At 61.3% G+C, this 17324-nt stretch carries 19 protein-coding genes; 10 read left to right on the top strand and 9 right to left on the bottom strand.

Going from position 1 to position 17324, the window contains the following annotated elements; genetic code table 11:
- Positions 1-72 precede the first annotated feature (72 nt).
- The 4 genes from AC3WP7_RS05640 to AC3WP7_RS05625 all read right to left on the bottom strand — a co-directional run bounded on the left by AC3WP7_RS05640 (position 73) and on the right by AC3WP7_RS05625 (position 4296).
- Complete coding sequence (locus tag AC3WP7_RS05640; RefSeq protein ID WP_092242864.1) at positions 73-1905, bottom strand: ABC transporter ATP-binding protein; 1833 nt, start codon at positions 1903-1905, stop codon at positions 73-75.
- 82 nt (positions 1906-1987) lie between these two features.
- The gene (locus AC3WP7_RS05635; RefSeq protein WP_071491351.1) at positions 1988-2551 is read right to left on the bottom strand and encodes a peptidylprolyl isomerase; all 564 of its coding nucleotides are present in this window, start codon (positions 2549-2551) and stop codon (positions 1988-1990) included.
- A 3-nt stretch (positions 2552-2554) separates the two neighbouring features.
- On the bottom strand, positions 2555-3358 hold the full coding sequence (locus AC3WP7_RS05630; protein ID WP_093122127.1) for an alpha/beta fold hydrolase: 804 nt from the start codon (positions 3356-3358) through the stop codon (positions 2555-2557).
- A gap of 14 nt (positions 3359-3372) precedes the next feature.
- Complete coding sequence (locus tag AC3WP7_RS05625; RefSeq protein WP_071491349.1) at positions 3373-4296, bottom strand: PA3225 family LysR-type transcriptional regulator; 924 nt, start codon at positions 4294-4296, stop codon at positions 3373-3375.
- Between the two features lie 49 nt (positions 4297-4345).
- Here AC3WP7_RS05625 and AC3WP7_RS05620 point away from each other — a divergent pair, with 49 nt between their 5' ends.
- The 3 genes from AC3WP7_RS05620 (at position 4346) to AC3WP7_RS05610 (ending at position 6471) form a co-directional block, all read left to right on the top strand.
- Complete coding sequence (locus tag AC3WP7_RS05620) at positions 4346-4660, top strand: hypothetical protein (RefSeq protein WP_058425359.1); 315 nt, start codon at positions 4346-4348, stop codon at positions 4658-4660.
- Positions 4661-4799: 139 nt separating this feature from the next.
- Positions 4800-5399, top strand: coding sequence for an FMN-dependent NADH-azoreductase (locus tag AC3WP7_RS05615; RefSeq protein WP_071491348.1), 600 nt, complete (start codon positions 4800-4802; stop codon positions 5397-5399).
- A gap of 202 nt (positions 5400-5601) precedes the next feature.
- The gene (locus AC3WP7_RS05610) at positions 5602-6471 is read left to right on the top strand and encodes a carboxylate/amino acid/amine transporter (protein ID WP_092242869.1); all 870 of its coding nucleotides are present in this window, start codon (positions 5602-5604) and stop codon (positions 6469-6471) included.
- Here AC3WP7_RS05610 and AC3WP7_RS05605 read toward each other — a convergent pair.
- Positions 6468-7766, bottom strand: coding sequence for a mechanosensitive ion channel family protein (locus tag AC3WP7_RS05605; RefSeq protein WP_092242872.1), 1299 nt, complete (start codon positions 7764-7766; stop codon positions 6468-6470). The two genes, AC3WP7_RS05610 and AC3WP7_RS05605, sit on opposite strands and share 4 nt — an antisense overlap.
- Positions 7767-7959: 193 nt before the next feature.
- On the opposite strand from AC3WP7_RS05605, the gene AC3WP7_RS05600 reads away from it, so the two are divergent.
- A complete protein-coding gene (locus tag AC3WP7_RS05600) occupies positions 7960-9306 on the top strand; it encodes a DEAD/DEAH box helicase (protein WP_102593239.1) in 1347 nt (448 codons plus the stop codon).
- A 50-nt stretch (positions 9307-9356) separates the two neighbouring features.
- On the opposite strand, the gene AC3WP7_RS05595 is transcribed toward AC3WP7_RS05600, so the two are convergent.
- On the bottom strand, positions 9357-9632 hold the full coding sequence (locus tag AC3WP7_RS05595) for a hypothetical protein (RefSeq protein WP_092242875.1): 276 nt from the start codon (positions 9630-9632) through the stop codon (positions 9357-9359).
- 154 nt (positions 9633-9786) lie between these two features.
- Between AC3WP7_RS05595 and AC3WP7_RS05590 the strand changes: the two genes are divergently transcribed.
- From AC3WP7_RS05590 to copD, 5 genes are all read left to right on the top strand, one after another.
- Positions 9787-10176, top strand: coding sequence for a transcriptional regulator (locus tag AC3WP7_RS05590; protein ID WP_092242878.1), 390 nt, complete (start codon positions 9787-9789; stop codon positions 10174-10176).
- A 124-nt stretch (positions 10177-10300) separates the two neighbouring features.
- Positions 10301-12007 (top strand): copper resistance system multicopper oxidase, encoded by a 1707-nt coding sequence (locus AC3WP7_RS05585; protein WP_102593233.1) that lies wholly within the window; start codon positions 10301-10303, stop codon positions 12005-12007.
- Between the two features lie 10 nt (positions 12008-12017).
- A complete protein-coding gene (locus AC3WP7_RS05580) occupies positions 12018-12833 on the top strand; it encodes a copper resistance protein B (RefSeq protein WP_102593234.1) in 816 nt (271 codons plus the stop codon).
- Between the two features lie 54 nt (positions 12834-12887).
- On the top strand, positions 12888-13262 hold the full coding sequence (gene copC / locus AC3WP7_RS05575; RefSeq protein WP_092242886.1) for a copper homeostasis periplasmic binding protein CopC: 375 nt from the start codon (positions 12888-12890) through the stop codon (positions 13260-13262).
- The gene (gene copD, locus AC3WP7_RS05570) at positions 13259-14113 is read left to right on the top strand and encodes a copper homeostasis membrane protein CopD (protein ID WP_102593235.1); all 855 of its coding nucleotides are present in this window, start codon (positions 13259-13261) and stop codon (positions 14111-14113) included. The genes copC and copD overlap by 4 nt, the downstream gene beginning before the upstream one ends.
- Here the strand turns inward: copD and AC3WP7_RS05565 are convergent.
- The 3 genes from AC3WP7_RS05565 to AC3WP7_RS05555 form a co-directional block, all read right to left on the bottom strand.
- Complete coding sequence (locus tag AC3WP7_RS05565; protein WP_102593236.1) at positions 14110-14976, bottom strand: DUF6279 family lipoprotein; 867 nt, start codon at positions 14974-14976, stop codon at positions 14110-14112. The genes copD and AC3WP7_RS05565 overlap by 4 nt on opposite strands.
- 65 nt (positions 14977-15041) lie before the next feature.
- Complete coding sequence (locus tag AC3WP7_RS05560) at positions 15042-15764, bottom strand: TorF family putative porin (RefSeq protein ID WP_092242894.1); 723 nt, start codon at positions 15762-15764, stop codon at positions 15042-15044.
- 197 nt (positions 15765-15961) lie between these two features.
- On the bottom strand, positions 15962-16141 hold the full coding sequence (locus tag AC3WP7_RS05555) for a PFL_1563 family small protein (protein ID WP_003193095.1): 180 nt from the start codon (positions 16139-16141) through the stop codon (positions 15962-15964).
- 323 nt (positions 16142-16464) lie between these two features.
- On the opposite strand from AC3WP7_RS05555, the gene AC3WP7_RS05550 reads away from it, so the two are divergent.
- Positions 16465-17301, top strand: coding sequence for a CvfB family protein (locus AC3WP7_RS05550; protein ID WP_102593237.1), 837 nt, complete (start codon positions 16465-16467; stop codon positions 17299-17301).
- The last annotated feature ends 23 nt before the right edge of the window (positions 17302-17324 follow it).

Raw genomic sequence — 17324 nt, 5'->3', positions numbered from 1 at the left:
CAAATCCAGGGCTCTAATGTGGGAGGGGGCAAGCCCCCTCCCACAGGTTGGATCGGAAAGGGGTTGTAAGGGTCAGTCGATGCCGACGAAGCCGCCGGTCTGGTGCTGCCACAACCGTGCATACAACCCACCATGGGCCAGCAGTTCGGCATGGCTGCCGCTTTCGGCAATCTGGCCTTTCTCCAGCACCACCAGGCGGTCCATCCGCGCAATGGTCGACAAGCGGTGGGCAATCGCGATCACGGTCTTGCCCTGCATCAGGGTTTCCAGGCTTTCCTGGATCGCGGCTTCCACTTCCGAGTCCAGCGCTGAGGTGGCTTCGTCCATGATCAGGATCGGTGCGTCCTTGAGCAGTACGCGGGCGATGGCGATACGTTGACGCTGCCCGCCGGAGAGTTTCACGCCGCGCTCACCGACATGCGCATCCAGCCCGGTGCGGCCTTCGGAGTCCGACAGCAATGGGATGAACTCATCCGCGCGCGCCTTGTGCACGGCGGCCCAGAGTTCTTCGTCGGTGGCATCGGGCTTGCCGTACAGCAGGTTGTCGCGGATCGAGCGGTGCAGCAGCGACGTGTCCTGGGTGATCATGCCGATCTGTTCGCGCAAGCTTTCCTGCGCGACGTCGGCGATGTTCTGGCCGTCGATCAGGATACGCCCGCCTTGCAGGTCGTACAGGCGCAGCAGCAGGTTGACCAGGGTCGACTTGCCCGCACCGGACGGGCCGATCAGGCCGATCTTTTCACCGGCCTTGATCTCAAGGTCGAGGCCGCCAATGATCCCGCTCTTCTTGCCATAGTGGAAATCCACCTGCTCGAAACGCACTTCGCCATGGGGCACGCTCAGGCGCGGGGCATTGTCGCGGTCGATCACCGCCAGCGGCTGGGCGATGGTCTTCAGGCCATCCTGCACCTGGCCGATGTTTTCGAAAATGCCGTTGACCACCCACATGATCCAGCCGGACATGTTGACGATTCGGATCACCAGGCCGGTGGCCAGGGCGATCGCGCCAACCGAAATCAGCGACTGCGTCCACAGCCACAGCGCCAGGCCAGTGGTGGTCACGATCAGCAGGCCGTTCATGGTGGTGATCACGATGTCCATGCTGGTGACCACGCGGCTGGCCAGCTGGGTTTTTTCGGTCTGCTCGATGATCGCTTCCTTGGCATACTCCTGCTCATAGCGGGTATGGGCGAACAGCTTCAAGGTGGTAATGTTGGTGTAGCCATCGACGATGCGGCCCATCAATTTGGAGCGCGCCTCGGAGGAAATCACCGAGCGCTCCTTCACCCTTGGCACAAAGTAGCGCAGCGCCAGGCTGTAGCAGAGGATCCAGGTCACCAGCGGGATCATCAGGCGCCAGTCGGCCTCGGCAAACAGCACCAGGGAGCTGATGGCGTAGATCGCCACGTGCCAGATCGCATCCACCGCCGCCACGGCGGAGTCGCGCAGGGAGTTGCCGGTTTGCATGATGCGCTGGGCAATACGCCCGGCGAAGTCGTTCTGGAAGAAATTCAGGCTCTGCTTGAGCACGTAGCTGTGGTTCTGCCAGCGGATCAGGCTGGTCATGCCGGGGCTGATGGTCTGGTGCACCAGCAGGTCATGCAGGGCGCCGAAGATCGGGCGCAGCAACAGGGCGACCACGGCCATCCAGATCAGCTCGGTGCTGTGCACCTGAAAGAAGTCGGCGGGCGGCGTGCCCTGGGCGAGGTCGATGATGCGGCTCAGGTAGCTGAACAGCGCCACTTCGATCAGCGCGCCGATCAGGCCCACCACCAGCAAGGCGGCGAAATGCGGCCACACCTGGCGCAGGTAGTAGAGGTAGAAGGGCAGGACTTTATCAGGCGGGGCGGCGCTGGGGGCGTCGCGGAAGATGTCGATCAGTTGTTCAAAGCGACGATAGAGCATTAGGTATGACGCCCGCCGTGCGGGCTCTCCTTTCAAATGCGCACGCAGCCTTGTGGGCTGCGCGCGGAACTGCCTGCCAGGCTCAGTCGAGGCGCTTGGCCGACTTGATCACGACAGGATCGATTGGCACGTTCTGCATGCCTTGCTTAGTGGTGGTCTGGGAGTTGACGATGATGTCGACCACGTCCATGCCCTTGACCACTTTGGCGAACACGGCGTAACCGGCATCGCGGCCTGGGTCGAGGAACGCATTGTCGGCGACGTTGATGAAGAATTGGCTGGTGGCCGAGTTCGGGTCATTGGTGCGCGCCATCGACAAGGTGCCACGTACGTTATGCAGGCCGTTGCTGGCTTCGTTCTTGATTGGCGCGTCGGTCGGCTTCTGCGCCATCTGCGCGGTGAACCCGCCGCCCTGGACCATGAAACCCGGGATCACACGGTGGAAAATCGTGTTGGTGTAGAAGCCCTTGTCGACATAGGCCAGGAAGTTCTTGGTGCTGATTGGCGCCTTGACCGGGTCCAGTTCGATCTCGATATCGCCGTTGGTGGTGGTGATCAATACGTGGGGCGCCTTGGCGGGCTCGGCGGCCATCAGGTTGGCGGCGAACAGAACAGAACCGGCAAAGAAGGCGATTTTTTTCAGCATGGGTCAGTGATCCTGGGTAGTGGTTTCGACTGTCTTTAGAAATTCGAGCAAGGTTGCGTTAAAGACTTCGGGTTGATCCAAGGGCGTGGCATGGCGGGAATCTTCTATCACCACCAGTCGCGCATCGGGCAGCAGTTTTACATAGTTTTGTTTCTGCGCCACAGGGGTGTAGTCGTGGTCGGCGCTGATGACCAGCGTAGGACAGGTAATGCGCGAAAGATGTTCCTGCACCCCCCATCCCACAATCGCATCGAAGCTGGCGAGATAAGCACGTTTGTCGTTCTTTGCCCAGCGTTCGGCCATTTTGCGGCGCAGGTCGGCCTGGTGCGGTTTTGGGAAGAGCCGTTCGCCCAACGCCTTGCCGATTGTGGAGAGGCTCAGCAAGCGTGCCAGGCTCCAGCGCTTGGCCCACTGCCAGTAATCATCGGCACTGCGCACCTTGACCTCGGGGGCGCTGTTGACGATGCAGAGGCTCTTGACCCGCGCCGGTTCGTCCACGGCCAGTTGGAAAGCGATCATGCCACCCATGGACAAGCCCACCACGTGGGCCGGTGGCAGGTCCAGGTGTTCGAACAAGGCGATCAGGTCGTAGGTGAAACCCGGGATGCTGTAGCGTTCGCGCGGTTTGTCCGAGCGGCCGTGGCCGCGCACGTCCACCACGATCAGGCGGTAATGCCGGGCCAGCACTGGAATCTGCAGTTCCCAGTCCTGGCTGCTGGAGCCCAGGCCGTGGATCAGCACCAGCGGCGTGCCGTGGCCATATTCCTCGTAGTGCAGGCTGCATCCTTCATGGTCGAACCAGGCCATGGGCGAACTCCGTTTCAGGCTTGCCGGGGGGCGGCGAAGGGCGCGTCCAGCGGTGCAGTGTCAAAGGTGCGCAGCAGTTCCACGAGGATCTGCGTGGCAGGCCCCAGGGGTTTGTCCTTGTTTGAATACAGGTAGAACGTGGGGTGGCGGCTACCGCCCTGTTCCAGCGGCAGTTGCTTGAGAACGCCTTCGGCGAGTTCGCGCTCGATCATGTGCCGGGGCAACCAGGCGAAGCCCAGGCCGCTGCCGACAAAGGCGGCGGCGGTGGCCAGGCTGCCGACGGTCCAGCGCTGTTCGGCGCCGAGCCAACCCACATCGCGCGGTTGCTGGCGGCCGGAGTCGCGGATCACCACCTGCATCTGGCTTTCCAGGTCCTGGAAGCTCAGTTCGCGGTTCATGCGGTGCAGCGTGTGCTCGGGATGGGCCACTGCGACAAACTCCACGTCGCTCATTTCCGTGCCCAGGTAGCCGGGGATACTGAACCCGCAGATCGCCAGGTCGGCGACGCCTTCCATCAGCAACTCTTCAACGCCAGACAACACCTCTTCCCGCAGGCGCACGCGGCAGCCACGGCTCTGGGGCATGAAGGCGGAAAGAGCGCGCACCAGGCGCGCATTCGGATAGGCCGCGTCCACCACCAGGCGCACTTCGGCTTCCCAGCCCTGCTCCATATGGTGGGCAAGGTCCTCCAGCTGGCTGGCGTTTTTCACCAGTTGCCGGGAGCGGCGCAACAGCACTTCACCAGCGTCGGTGAGTACCGCCTTGCGCCCGTCAATGCGCAACAGCGGTACGCCAAGCTGGTCCTGCATGCGGGCCACGGTGTAGCTCACCGAGGACTGCGAACGGTGCAGCGCTTCGGCCGCCTGGGCGAAGCCGCCATGGTCGACCACGGCTTGCAGCGTGCGCCATTGATCGAGGGTAACGCGGGGCGCTTTCAAGATGGGCTCCTCTTGTCCTAAGCTGGCTGTCCTTATTGGAGACTGCCGAATGAGAAAATTCTGTTGTGTGTTGCTGGCGCTGCTGCCGATGAGTGCGTTTGCCTACCCCATCGACGTGACCAAGAAGATCGACGGCGTGAGCATCGATTACACCGCCTCTGACGTGGACGGCGACATCAGTTCGATCCAACTCAATAACTACGGCACCCACGATGCCGTGTGCTCGGTAACCTTCACCAACGGCCCGGAATCGCCGCGTCGCCGCACGGTCACGGTGCCGGCGGGCAAAAGTACCAACACCACGGTCAAGTTCAACCGCGCCATTATCAAGATGCGTATCGCCCTGGCCTGCACGCCGAAATAAGCCGAGGGCGGAGCATGCTCCGCCTTTGAACAAATTTATAGATGGGTTATAGCAGTTTTTTGCGCTTTTTAATCGAATTGGCTCTGTTTAATCTTCACTCCATCGACTTACAGCAATTACAGATGGAGCCTACAACGCCATGTCCAACGTTCTGATCATCGAAAGCAGCGCTCGCCAGCAGGATTCGATTTCCCGCCAACTGACCCAGCAATTCATCAGCCAATGGCAGGCCGCTCACCCGACAGATCAGATCACCGTCCGTGACGTGGCGCTCAACCCGGTTCCACACCTGGATGCCAACCTGCTCGGCGGCTGGATGAAGCCGGCCGATCAGCGCAACGCCGACGAACAGGCGTCCCTGGATCGTTCCAACGCATTGACCGACGAATTGCTCGCCGCCGACGTCCTGGTGATGGCTGCGCCGATGTACAACTTCGCGATCCCCAGCACCCTCAAAGCCTGGCTGGACCACGTGTTGCGTGCGGGTGTGACCTTCAAGTACACCGCCACCGGCCCTCAGGGTCTGCTGACTGGCAAGCGCGCCATCGTGCTCACCGCTCGCGGCGGCATCCACACCGGCGCCAGCTCCGATCACCAGGAACCGTACCTGCGTCAGGTCATGGCCTTCATCGGGATTCATGACGTCACCTTCATTCATGCCGAAGGGGTGAACCTGAGCGGTGACTTCCAGGAAAAGGGCATCAACCACGCCAAGGCGCTGCTGGCCCAGGTGGCTTGATCCTTTAATCGTCACATAATCGCGCAGTGTTTATATCGCTCCACGCCAACCCTTCAAGTACGCGTAACGAACCTCCCTTTGCACTTTTGCTCCTGAGTGCTACCGCCCGACTGACGCTTTAGCGAGGTCGGGTTTTTTTTGCCCCGAGTTTCTTCAACCGTCGAAAACCGTTAATGTCCCGCCCATTCGAAACGAGGCGCGCATGGGCTACTTACTGGTTGTTACCCTGATTCAGGCATTTTCCTTCAGCTTGATCGGCGAATACCTCGCCGGTCACGTCGACAGCTACTTCGCCGTGCTGGTGCGTGTGCTGCTGGCCGGGCTGGTGTTCATCCCGCTGACCCGCTGGCGCTCGGTGGAACCGGCCTTCATGCGCGGCATGCTGGTGATCGGCGCGCTGCAGTTCGGTGTGACCTATGTGTGCCTGTACTTGAGCTTTCGTGTGCTCACCGTGCCGGAAGTGCTGCTGTTCACCATTCTCACGCCGTTGCACGTGACCCTCATCGAGGACGCCCTCAACCGTCGCTTCAACCCCTGGGCACTGGTCGCCGCACTCGTGGCGGTAGCAGGCGCAGCGGTGATTCGCTTCGACCAGATCACCCCGCATTTCCTTGGCGGTTTCCTGCTGCTGCAATTGGCCAACTTCACCTACGCCGCCGGCCAGGTGATGTACAAGCACCTGGTGGCGCGCTACCCCAGTGACCTGCCGCACTACCGGCGCTTTGGTTACTTCTATGTGGGCGCGTTGTTGGTGGTGTTGCCGGCATTCCTGCTGTTCGGCAAAGCTGACTTCCTGCCGGAGGCGCCGCTGCAATGGGGCGTGCTGGTGTTCCTTGGCCTGGTCAGTACGGCGCTGGGCATGTACTGGTGGAACAAGGGCGCCTGCCTGGTGCAGGGTGGCACCCTGGCGGTGATGAATAACCTGCATGTGCCGGTGGGGTTGCTGCTGAATTTGCTGATCTGGAACCAGCATGAACCGCTGGGGCGGTTGGCGTTGGGTGGGGTGGTGATTCTGGGGGCGGTGTGGATCAGTCGGTTGGGCGCGAAGGCGCCCAACCGCTCCCTGGTTTAGCCAGCGCGACTTTCAGGGGCCGGCAAATGACTGGCCCCCAACACCGCCGGCAACACCCCGGCGCGCAAGTCATTGCCACTCGGCTGCTGATACAGACTCAAGCCAAATTCCGGCAACACCGCCAGCAGGTAATCAAAGATATCCCCCTGGATCCGCTCGTAATCGGCCCATGCCGTGGTGCGGGTGAAGCAGTAGATCTCCAGCGGCACGCCCTGGGCAGTGGTCTGCATCTGGCGCACCATGCAGGTCATGTTCGGCTGGATGTCCGGATGGCTTTTCAGGTAGGCCAGGGCATAGGCGCGGAAGGTGCCGAGGTTGGTCATGCGGCGGCGGTTGGCCGACAGTTGCGCGCTGTGGCCCTGGGCTTCGTTCCAGGCCTTGAGTTCGGCCTGTTTTCGCCCGATGTAGTCGGTGAGCAGGTGCACCTGGGTCATGCGCAGTTCTTCGTCGTCGCGCAGGAAGCGCACGCCGCTGGCGTCGATGAACAGGCTGCGCTTGATGCGGCGCCCGCCGGAGGCCTGCATGCCGCGCCAGTTCTTGAACGACTCGGACATCAGGCGCCAGGTGGGGATGGAGACGATGGTCTTGTCGAAGTTCTGCACCTTGACCGTGTGCAACGTGATGTCTACCACATCACCATCAGCGCCGACCTGGGGCATTTCGATCCAGTCGCCGACCCGCAGCATGTCGTTGCTGGTCAACTGCACGCTGGCGACGAACGACAGCAACGTGTCCTTGTACACCAACAGGATCACCGCCGACATCGCACCCAGCCCCGACAGCAGCAACAGCGGCGAGCGGTCGATCAGGGTGGCGACGATGATGATCGCGCCAAACACGAACAGCACCATCTTCGCCAACTGCACATAGCCCTTGATCGAGCGGGTGCGCGCGTGTTCGGTGCGGGCGTAGATGTCCAGCAGGGCGTTGAGCAGGGCGCTGATGGCCAGCACCAGGAACAGGATGGTCAGCGCCAGGGCCACGTTGCCGATGAACAGGATGGCGGTCTTGCTCAGGTCCGGCACCAGGTACAGGCCGAACTGGATCACCAGTGACGGCGTCATCTGCGCCAGGCGATGGAAGACCTTGTTGTGCCGCAGGTCGTTGAGCCAGTGCAGGGACGGTTGCCGGCCAAGCAGTTTGACGGCGTGGAGGATGAGGTAGCGCGCCACTCGTCCGAGCACCAGGGCCACCACCAGCAACACCAGCAAGCCGAGGCTGGCGTGCAGCAGCGGGTGTTCATCGAGGGCGCCCCAGAGGTCCTGGGCGTTGAGCCAGAGCTGTTTGATATCCATGGGTGAAACCGATTCTTCTGTGGGACAAGACGGGGCGATTAGAGCATTTAAGTGCAACAAAGTTGACGCCATGGACAAATGTCCTGACAAAAAAGCGGCCGATTCACACCGTTCACGTAAAGAAACTCGGTTTGGGCGCCCGAAACCGGTAACCTATGCAGCTGATTTTTTGTATTTCTTCGAGGTAGCACCCGTGTTTTCCCAATTCGCCCTGCACGAACGCCTGCTCAAAGCCGTGGCCGAGCTTAAATTTATCGAGCCTACGCCTGTGCAGGCAGCGGCCATCCCGCTCGCGCTCGAAGGGCGTGACCTGCGGGTGACAGCTCAAACCGGGAGTGGCAAGACCGCCGCTTTTGTCCTGCCTGTGCTGAACCGCCTGATCGGTCCGGCCAAAGTGCGCGTCAGCATCAAGACCCTGATCCTGCTGCCGACCCGCGAGCTGGCCCAGCAGACCTTGAAGGAAGTCGAGCGCTTCTCCCAGTTCACCTTCATCAAGTCCGGCATCATCACCGGCGGTGAAGACTTCAAGGTCCAAGCCGCCATGCTGCGCAAGGTGCCGGACATCCTGATCGGCACCCCGGGGCGCATGATCGAGCAGCTCAACGCCGGCAACCTCGACCTCAAGGAAGTCGAAGTGCTGGTGCTGGACGAAGCCGACCGCATGCTCGACATGGGCTTTGCCGACGATGTACAGCGCCTGGTGGGCGAGTGCGTCAACCGCCAGCAGACCATGCTGTTCTCCGCCACCACCGGCGGTTCCACCCTGCGCGAGATGGTCGCCAAGGTGCTGAACAATCCTGAGCACCTGCAGGTCAACAACGTCAGCGACCTGAACGCGACCACGCGCCAGCAGATCGTCACCGCCGATCACAACGTACATAAAGAGCAGATCCTCAATTGGCTGCTGGCCAACGAGACCTATCAGAAAGCCATTGTGTTCACCAACACCCGCGCCGCCGCCGACCGCATCTACGGCCGCCTGGTGGCCCAGGAATACAAGGCGTTCGTGCTGCACGGCGAGAAAGACCAGAAGGACCGCAAGCTGGCCATCGACCGCCTCAAGGCCGGCGGCGTGAAGATCCTGGTGGCCACCGACGTTGCCGCACGCGGCCTGGACGTGGACGGCCTGGACCTGGTGATCAACTTCGACATGCCCCGCAGCGGCGACGAATACGTGCACCGTATCGGCCGTACCGGGCGTGCCGGCAACGATGGCCTGGCCATCTCGCTGATCTGCCATGGCGACTGGAACCTGATGTCGAGCATCGAGCGCTACCTCAAGCAGTCGTTCGAGCGCCGTACCATCAAGGAGGTCAAAGGCACCTACACCGGGCCGAAGAAGGTCAAGGCCTCGGGCAAGGCCGTTGGCGTGAAGAAGAAAAAGACCGACGCCAAGGGCGATAAGAAGAAAACCGGCGCCAAGTCGCCCACCAAGCGCAAGATCGCCAACCGGCCGAAGACCGACAACCTGTCGCTCGTCAGCAAGGACGGCATGGCACCGCTCAAGCGCCGCAAGCCGCAAGCCCCGGCTGCCGAATAAGGCGAGGGTGATGTGAAAAAACCGGACGATTGTCCGGTTTTTTTATGCCCTCAGTCTTTGGCTTTGGCGGCGGCTTCCTTGAGTTCCTTGAGCCGGGCGTCGATCAACTGGCATTTGTCGGGGAACTCCGCGCTTTGCGTATCCAGGTCCATCTTCTGCAGTTCGTCGTTGATCTCCTTGGCCTTGGTCGGATTCTGTTCGGTCAGCCTGGTCACTTCCTGAGCCAATTGCTCGCGCTTGCTCGTGGCTTCGTCGGGCGTACAGGCCCAGGCGGGCAGGGCGCTAAACAGCGCGGCCGCGACGGCAAGGTTCATCAGGGTTTTCATGGGTACACCTCCTTGGCGGATATGAGCTGTTGAGGCCGCGAACGTCTGGAAAGTTCAGAGAAATAACGTCCGTCTATTCGGCTGAACGGTGACCGACAGGGCGTGTCACACCTCTAGACAGGCTATTTTCCACCCGCCTGCAGGAGGAATCAGGATGACGACTTACAACTGGGATCTGATCGAACGTCTGCTGCATGAAGTGCAGAACGGCGAGGGCAGCTTCGCCCCACGCAAATACGCCGAGCAGGAAGCGGCCGAGAAGGCCACGGCGGGCGAGTCCACCGGTAACCTGGACGCGCTCAAGAAGACCGCGGCAGATTATGAAGCGCTGTTGTTCAAGCGCGGCTTCATCGAGTCGCGCCCTGAAGAGGAGGGCGGCAATGGTGAGAATTTCATCCTGACTCCGCTCGGCGCGCAGCTGTTGGCGCTGATCGACAGTTCGATCCCGGGCAATGATCACCCGCGCCAGGTGCTGGACGAACAGGCGGATGCACTGGACCCAACGACCTTTGCCGAAGTGGCCTCCAAGGCGCAGATCGCCTGACCCGCTACGCCCGGCACCGAGTACGGTGCCGGGCGAACCTGTCAGATCGGTAATCTGCCGCTAAGCTGGCTGACAGCCGGCCCTGCCTAATCTGCTGCCATTCAACCCATGGAATTGAATCGGCATGCACTCCACCACTACCCGACGAACCTTCGTCAAAGGCCTGGCCGCCGGCAGCTTGCTCAGCGGGCTAGGGCTCTGGCGCAGCCCGGTCTGGGCGCTCACCAGTCCCGGTCAGCCCACCGTGCTGGCGGGTACCGAATTTGATTTGTTCATCGACCAGATGCCAGTCAACCTCACCGGTCGCAACCGTACCGCGCTGACCATCAACGGCAGCCTGCCTGGCCCCTTGCTGCGCTGGCGCGAAGGCGACACGGTCACCGTGCGCGTGAAGAACCGCCTGGCCGAGCCGACGTCGATCCACTGGCACGGCATTCTCCTGCCGTCGTCCATGGACGGTGTGCCGGGCTTGAGCTTCAAGGGCATCGAGCCGGGTGGGGTGTTTGTCTACCAGTTCACGCTCAAGCAGCACGGCACCTACTGGTACCACAGCCACTCGGGGTTTCAGGAGCAGCAGGGTGTGTATGGCCCGTTGGTGATCGATCCCAGGGAGCCCGAGCCCTTCACTTACCAACGTGACTACGTGGTGATGCTGTCGGACTGGACCGATGAAGACCCGGTTGCGCTGATGAAAACCCTCAAGAAACAGTCCGACTACTACAACCTGCACAAACCCACCGTGGGCGATTTCGTGCGGGACGTGGGCAAGCAGGGCTGGTCGGCCACCGCCGCCGATCGCCTGATGTGGGCGCAGATGAAGATGAACCCCACCGACCTGGCCGACGTCAGCGGCGAGACCTACACCTACCTGCTCAACGGCCAGCCACCGGAACGCAACTGGACTGGCCTGTTCCGGGCGGGCGAGACCCTGCGCCTGCGCTTCATCAACGGCTCGGCGATGAGCTATTTCGATGTGCGCATCCCGGGGCTGAAAATGACGGTGATCGCCGCCGATGGCCAGCCGGTGCAGCCAGTGAGTGTCGATGAGTTCCGCATTGCCGTGGCGGAGACCTTTGATGTGCTGGTCGAACCTACCGCGGCCGCCTACACCCTGTTTGCGCAGTCGATGGACCGCAGTGGTTACGCCCGCGGCACGCTGGCCCTTCAAGCGGGAGCAATCGCGTCGGTGCCGGCGCTGGACCCGCGCCCCTGGATCACCATGGACGACATGGGCATGGGCGGCATGGACCACGGCGCCATGGCGGATATGCCGGACATGGCGGGCATGGATCACAGCGCCATGTCGATGCAGGCCCATCCGGCCAGCGAGCAAGGCAACCCGCTGGTGGACATGCAGGCCATGAACCCGGTGCCCAAGCTCGACGACCCCGGCATCGGCCTGCGCAACAACGGCCGGCGTGTCCTGACTTACGCCGACTTGCGCAGCACCTTTGAAGACCCTGACGGCCGCGACCCCAGCCGCACCCTTGAGCTGCACCTCACCGGGCACATGGAGAAGTTCGCCTGGTCGTTCAATGGCGTGAAGTTTTCCGATGCCGAACCCTTGCAGCTCACGTATGGCGAGCGGGTCCGGCTGGTGCTGGTCAACGACACCATGATGAGCCATCCCATTCATCTGCATGGCTTGTGGAGTGATCTGGAGGATGAAAACGGCCAGTTCCAGGTGCGCAAGCACACCATCGACATGCCGCCGGGCTCGCGGCGCAGCTACCGGGTAACCGCCGATGCGCTGGGGCGCTGGGCCTATCACTGCCACCTGCTGTACCACATGGAAATGGGCATGTTCCGAGAGGTGCGCGTGCATGAATAAGGACGCAAGCATGAGCCATCGTGTTTTATTCGCCGTTATCGGGCTGGCGTTCGCTCCGTTGGTGCAGGCCGACGAGTTCCAGGGCATGAGCCCGGCGACACCGGCGCTCACCGAGAGCCGCACACCGATCCCGGCGCTGACCGATGCTGATCGCGCGGCGGTGTACAACGCCCCCGGTGGGCACAGGGTTCATGACAGTGGCGTCAATTCGCTGCTGCTGATCAACCAGTTGGAATGGCAGGGCGGTGACGGTGCAGGCGCGCTGAACTGGGATATCAAAGGCTGGGTTGGCGGCGATATCGACCGTCTGTGGCTGCGCAGTGAAGGCGAGCGCAGTGCCGGCCGCACTGAAAGTGCCGAGGTGCAGGCCCTGTGGGGGCACGCCATCAGCCCGTGGTGGGACCTGGTGGGCGGCGTGCGCCATGACTTCAAACCGGGCGACGGCCAGACCTGGGCGGCGTTCGGCGCCCAGGGCATGGCGCTGTACAACTTCGAAGCCGAAGCCACGTTGTTTGTCGGTGATGCGAGTCGTACCGCTGCTCGCCTGGAAGGCGACTACGACATCCTGCTGACCAACCGGCTGATCCTGCAGCCCACCGCTGAACTCAACTTCTATGGACGCAACGACCCGCCGCGCGGCGTCGGTTCGGGCCTGTCGGACAGTGAGCTGGGTTTGAGGTTGCGTTACGAAGTACGCCGTGAGTTCGCGCCCTACGTGGGCGTCAGCTGGAACCGCAGCTACGGCCAGACCGCGCAATACGCACGGGATGAAGGCGAAGACATCAGCCAATGGCGCTGGGTGGTCGGTGTGCGTCTGTGGTTCTGACGGTTTTACCCATCCTATAACTCACTCGCCGCCATGAGCGGCCTGGAGCCTTGCATGTCATTGTTGAAAACTACTGTGCTGTGCGCCGGACTGATCACCAGCCTGGCGGTATCAGCTCATCCAAAGCTGCTGTCGTCCACACCATCGGATGGGGCCAAGGGGGCGCCACCCGCCGTGATTGAACTGCGTTTCTCGGAAAACCTGCTGACGCAGTTTTCTGGCGCCAAACTGACCATGACCGATATGCCCGGCATGTCTCACTCGCCGATGCCGGTGAAAGCCAGCGTCGCCGCCAGTACCGATCCCAAGGTGATGCTGATCAAGCCGGCGTCCGCGCTGACGGCGGGTACTTATCGGGTGGATTGGCGCGCGGTGTCGTCCGATACGCATCCGATCCTGGGGAATGTGATGTTCAGCGTCCAGCCATGAGTGAGGCGGTCTCGATATTCCTGCGTTTTGCGCTTTATCTGGATTTGATGCTGGTGTTCGGCCTGGGGTTGTTTGGCCTCTATGGCGACCGCCGCCTATTGAATCTGCAGCCGCTGTTGCGGCTGGCGGCGTGCCTGGGCGTACTGCTGTCGGTGGCGTCGCTGCTGGTCATGACCCAGGCCATGAGCGGCGCTGAAGATTGGCAAACGCTGTGGCCGCACCTGCAGATGATGCTCTGGCAGACCGAGCTGGGCTGGACCTGGAGCTTGCGAATGGTGGCGTTGGTGCTGGTTGCGCTCAATACCGGACTGGCGCCGCTGTTCGGCGCGATTGCGCTGGTGACGCTGGCGTGGGCTGGACACGGCGTGATGCATGAGGGTACGCAGGGGTTGTGGCACGTCCTCAGCGACAGTGCGCACCTGCTGGCGGCGGCGGGTTGGGTCGGCGCGCTGGCTGCATTCGGGTTGGCGCTGAGGAGTACCTCGTTACCGGCGCTCCACAGGCTGGCCCACGCGCTGGCGGCGTTCGAGCGGATGGGCATGCTGTTCGTAGCGGTGCTGATCGGCACGGGCGTGGCGAATTATCTGTTTGTGGTCGGGCCGAACCTCGATGGCATCACCGGGGGCACCTACGCGCTCCTGTTGTGCGTCAAGTTGGGCGTGTTCGGTGTGATGCTGGGGCTGGCGGCGCTCAATCGCTCGCAATTCACGCCGTTGCTGCAACGCGCCCTGGCGGCGGGCGACACTACCGTGGCAGTCAAAGCACTGCGTCGCAGCATTGCGCTGGAGTCTGCCGCAGTGGTGTTGATCCTGGCGCTGGTGGCCTGGCTGGGGACGTTGGTGCCCGGTTAGGACTGCGCGCTCTTCAAGCATTTAAGTGCCTGGAAATCACTGCGGACCTTGTCGATTTTCTGCGTGAGTTTCTGCCGTTGTTGCAGCGTACTTTCGGCCATCACATCGACAATCAGGCTGCGCGCCGCCGCTTCCGTCCGGGCATAGGCCGTTCTGTACTCCGGGGTCCACAGGCTTTCGCGGTCAACCAGCAACTGCTGGATCTTCTGCGGGAAATCGGCACTGCGGCGTTGTTGCACGGCGTCGATAAATTGCGCCTGCCAGCGGGCGCGATTGCCGATCCATTCCCGGTTCTGCTCGCCCAGGGCGATGGACCACGCGGTTACGCGGTTCTGCTGGCTGGCGCTGAGCGGGCCGATCCAGGCGTCCAGGCGTTTATTCATGCGTTCGGCGCGCTCCTTGATCTGCTGTGCCAGGGGCGGCTTGAGGTATTCGTCCTGGCGTTTGCGCAGGTCCTTGGCCAGCGCGTCGTTCATGTCCTTGACCTGCTGATCATCCAGGCCCTGTAGCAGTTGGATGGCGGAGGGGGTGATCTCGTGGGCGATTTCGTTGATGGCCTGCTTGGCCTCGACGGTACGGGCCTGCAAGGCAGCGTCGGTGACCTGATTGTCATCGGCCATCCGCTGCAGGCGGTCCAGCCAATCCAGGTAACCCGGCAATTGCGTGGTGCAGTGCCAGGCCAGGTGCTGCTTGAGGGTGTCGTTGAACCAGCTCTTCTGCCCGGCGTTCATGTCCAGGTAGTCGTTGAGGGTCCAGGGGATGATCACGTCCAGGTTGCGGTAGGCCAGGCCCACGCGATTGCAGCCGGCGAGCACCAGGCTCAGGCTCAGTAATAGCATCAGTAGTTTGAGCCGACGCAGCATGGGCGGGTCCTTCGCAGAGTGGGTTATCACATGTGAACCCGCAGCGGTTGCAACAGTTCAGCCCATCAATAAAACGACCGCGCAGCCTTCAGCGTCAACAGGCCATCGCATTGCGAATTGTGTCCGGAGTAGGCCGAGCAATCCCCGCCGCTGAGGCTGGAGTCGCTGTAGATCAGATTCAAATCAACGCCCATCCACTCCCGGGAGAATTGCACCGACCAGTCGCTGAAGCTGCGAATGGAGCCGCCGTCCACCGAAACCGGAGTGCCCAACTGATGGGTGGTGTATTTCATACTGACGCCGATGCCAAATGGCTGCGTGCCACCGAGGTCGGCGAACAGGGTGCTGTCCTGGCGGTCCGGGTCGTTGCTGAAGGACGCCCCGAAGCGGTTGCCCAACAGGTTCAGGCCGCCGTAGAACTCCTGGCTGTCGAGGGGGCTGAGCTTGGGGTAGCTGTAGTGGATCAGGCCTACTTCGTAACCCAGGGTCTGGTCGAAGGGGTGTTTGAAACCCATGTAGGAATCGATTTCGAGGTTGCTGGACGAAGACAAGCCCATGTTGGGTGAAAACTGACCGAAGTACAGGCCACTGTCGTGGCTCAGGTCCAGCCCGCCATGGAACGAGTCGCTGCCGGGGGAGGTGGGCTTGACCAGGCCCTGGGCCATGCTTCGGCTGGGTGTGGTGCCCAATTTCAGGTCGAAATCGCCCAATTCACGCTGGAAGACCTGCGCTTCGGCGAGGGGGCTGGCAACCAGGGCAAAGACCAGGAAGATGCAGGATTTGAACATGCTTCACTCCATGAAAAGCGAGGAGCAGTGACGGATGAAATCGGGCAGATGCCCGTGCTAGACGTGTGCAAGCATACCGGCGAATGGCAGGCGGTGAGGCCCGTTCGTCGATTAGAGGTATAGCGGGGGGGACTTGAGGCTCTAGTCCTAGCGCCTTGAAAGTCAAGACGCTTAGGGACCAGGGGGATTGCGCGGTATTACTTTTTACCCAGGCTGATCTGCTTGGACGGGCCGAAAGTCTGGCCGCTTACGCCCTTGGCAATTTGCTGGATTTCGCCGCCGGACTTGAGGAACGCCGCAATCTGGCTGTTGATCGACTCGCTGGTTTCAACGGCGGGAGCTGGCTTTGCTTTGCTGTTGGATGCTTTTACGCGCATGGCGGCCACTAACCTGTAGAAAATTAACTTGGCCAGGCATCGTACAGGAATGACTTGACAATTGCTTGGTAAATATCCTCCTGGAATAAGTGTCGGGTGTGGAAATAGCCAAAGTTCATCTTTGAAATAAGCCTCTAACTTACTGTTTTAACTCGAAACCACGGGGATGGAGGGCGTTCGGCAGCGCTGGAAAATTCAGTCCAGTAATCGGACGAGCGGGGCTGTGCCATTGGAAGGCCACGCCAGCCCGCGATTTTTCAGGCGCCCGCGCGTGGCGAGCGCAACTCGGGTAGAATGCCGCCGACGTAATGAGGGGTTTGGACATGGCTTTAGTCGGGCGCTACAACAGCTTGCAAGTGGTTAAACATACTAACTTCGGTTTGTACCTGGACGGTGCGCAAGATGGCGAAATCCTCTTGCCCAATCGGTATATCCCCAAAGATATTCCCAGTGAAGATGAAGACTGGCTCAACGTTTTCATTTATCTGGACAGCGATGACAAACTTATCGCCACGACTGAAAAACCCAAAGTTCAAGTCGGTGAATTCGCCAGTTTGAAAGTGGTGGAAGTCAACAGTATTGGCGTGTTCCTCGACTGGGGGTTGCCCAAGGATCTACTGCTGCCGTATTCGGAAGAAAAGCGCCAGTTGACGGCCGGTGAATACTGCGTGGTGCATGTCTATCTCGATAAGCACACCAAGCGCATCACCGCCACTGCACGCCTGGATCGCTACCTGGACAAGACACCGTCCAACTACCAGGTGGGCCAGGAAGTCGATCTGCTGGTGGCCGAAGCCACGGACATGGGTTTCAAGGCGATCATCAACAACAAGCACTGGGGCCTGATCCACAAGAACGAAGTGTTCAAGTTCCTGCGCCCGGGCAAGGAAGAAAAAGGCTTTATCAAAGAGATCCGTGCCGACGGTAACATCAGCCTGAGCCTGCAACCGGTTGGCCAGGAAGCGGCCTCCAGCCTGAACTCGAAGATCCTCGCCAAGTTGCGTGAAAACAACGGCACGTTGCCGGTCAGCGACAAGAGCGACCCGGCGGTGATCAGCAACTTGTTCGGCGTGAGCAAGGGCAACTTCAAGAAGGCCATCGGTGCGCTGTATAAGCAGGGCCAGATTGTGATTCATGCCGATCGCATTGAACTAAGCTGAGTGCGTTCTGCTCTTCTGTAGGC

The sequence above is a fragment of the Pseudomonas sp. FW305-3-2-15-C-LB1 genome, from assembly GCF_058787615.1.
The sequence above is the reverse complement of the archived record's forward strand: the minus strand, read 5'-3'. Positions and strand labels throughout refer to the sequence as shown.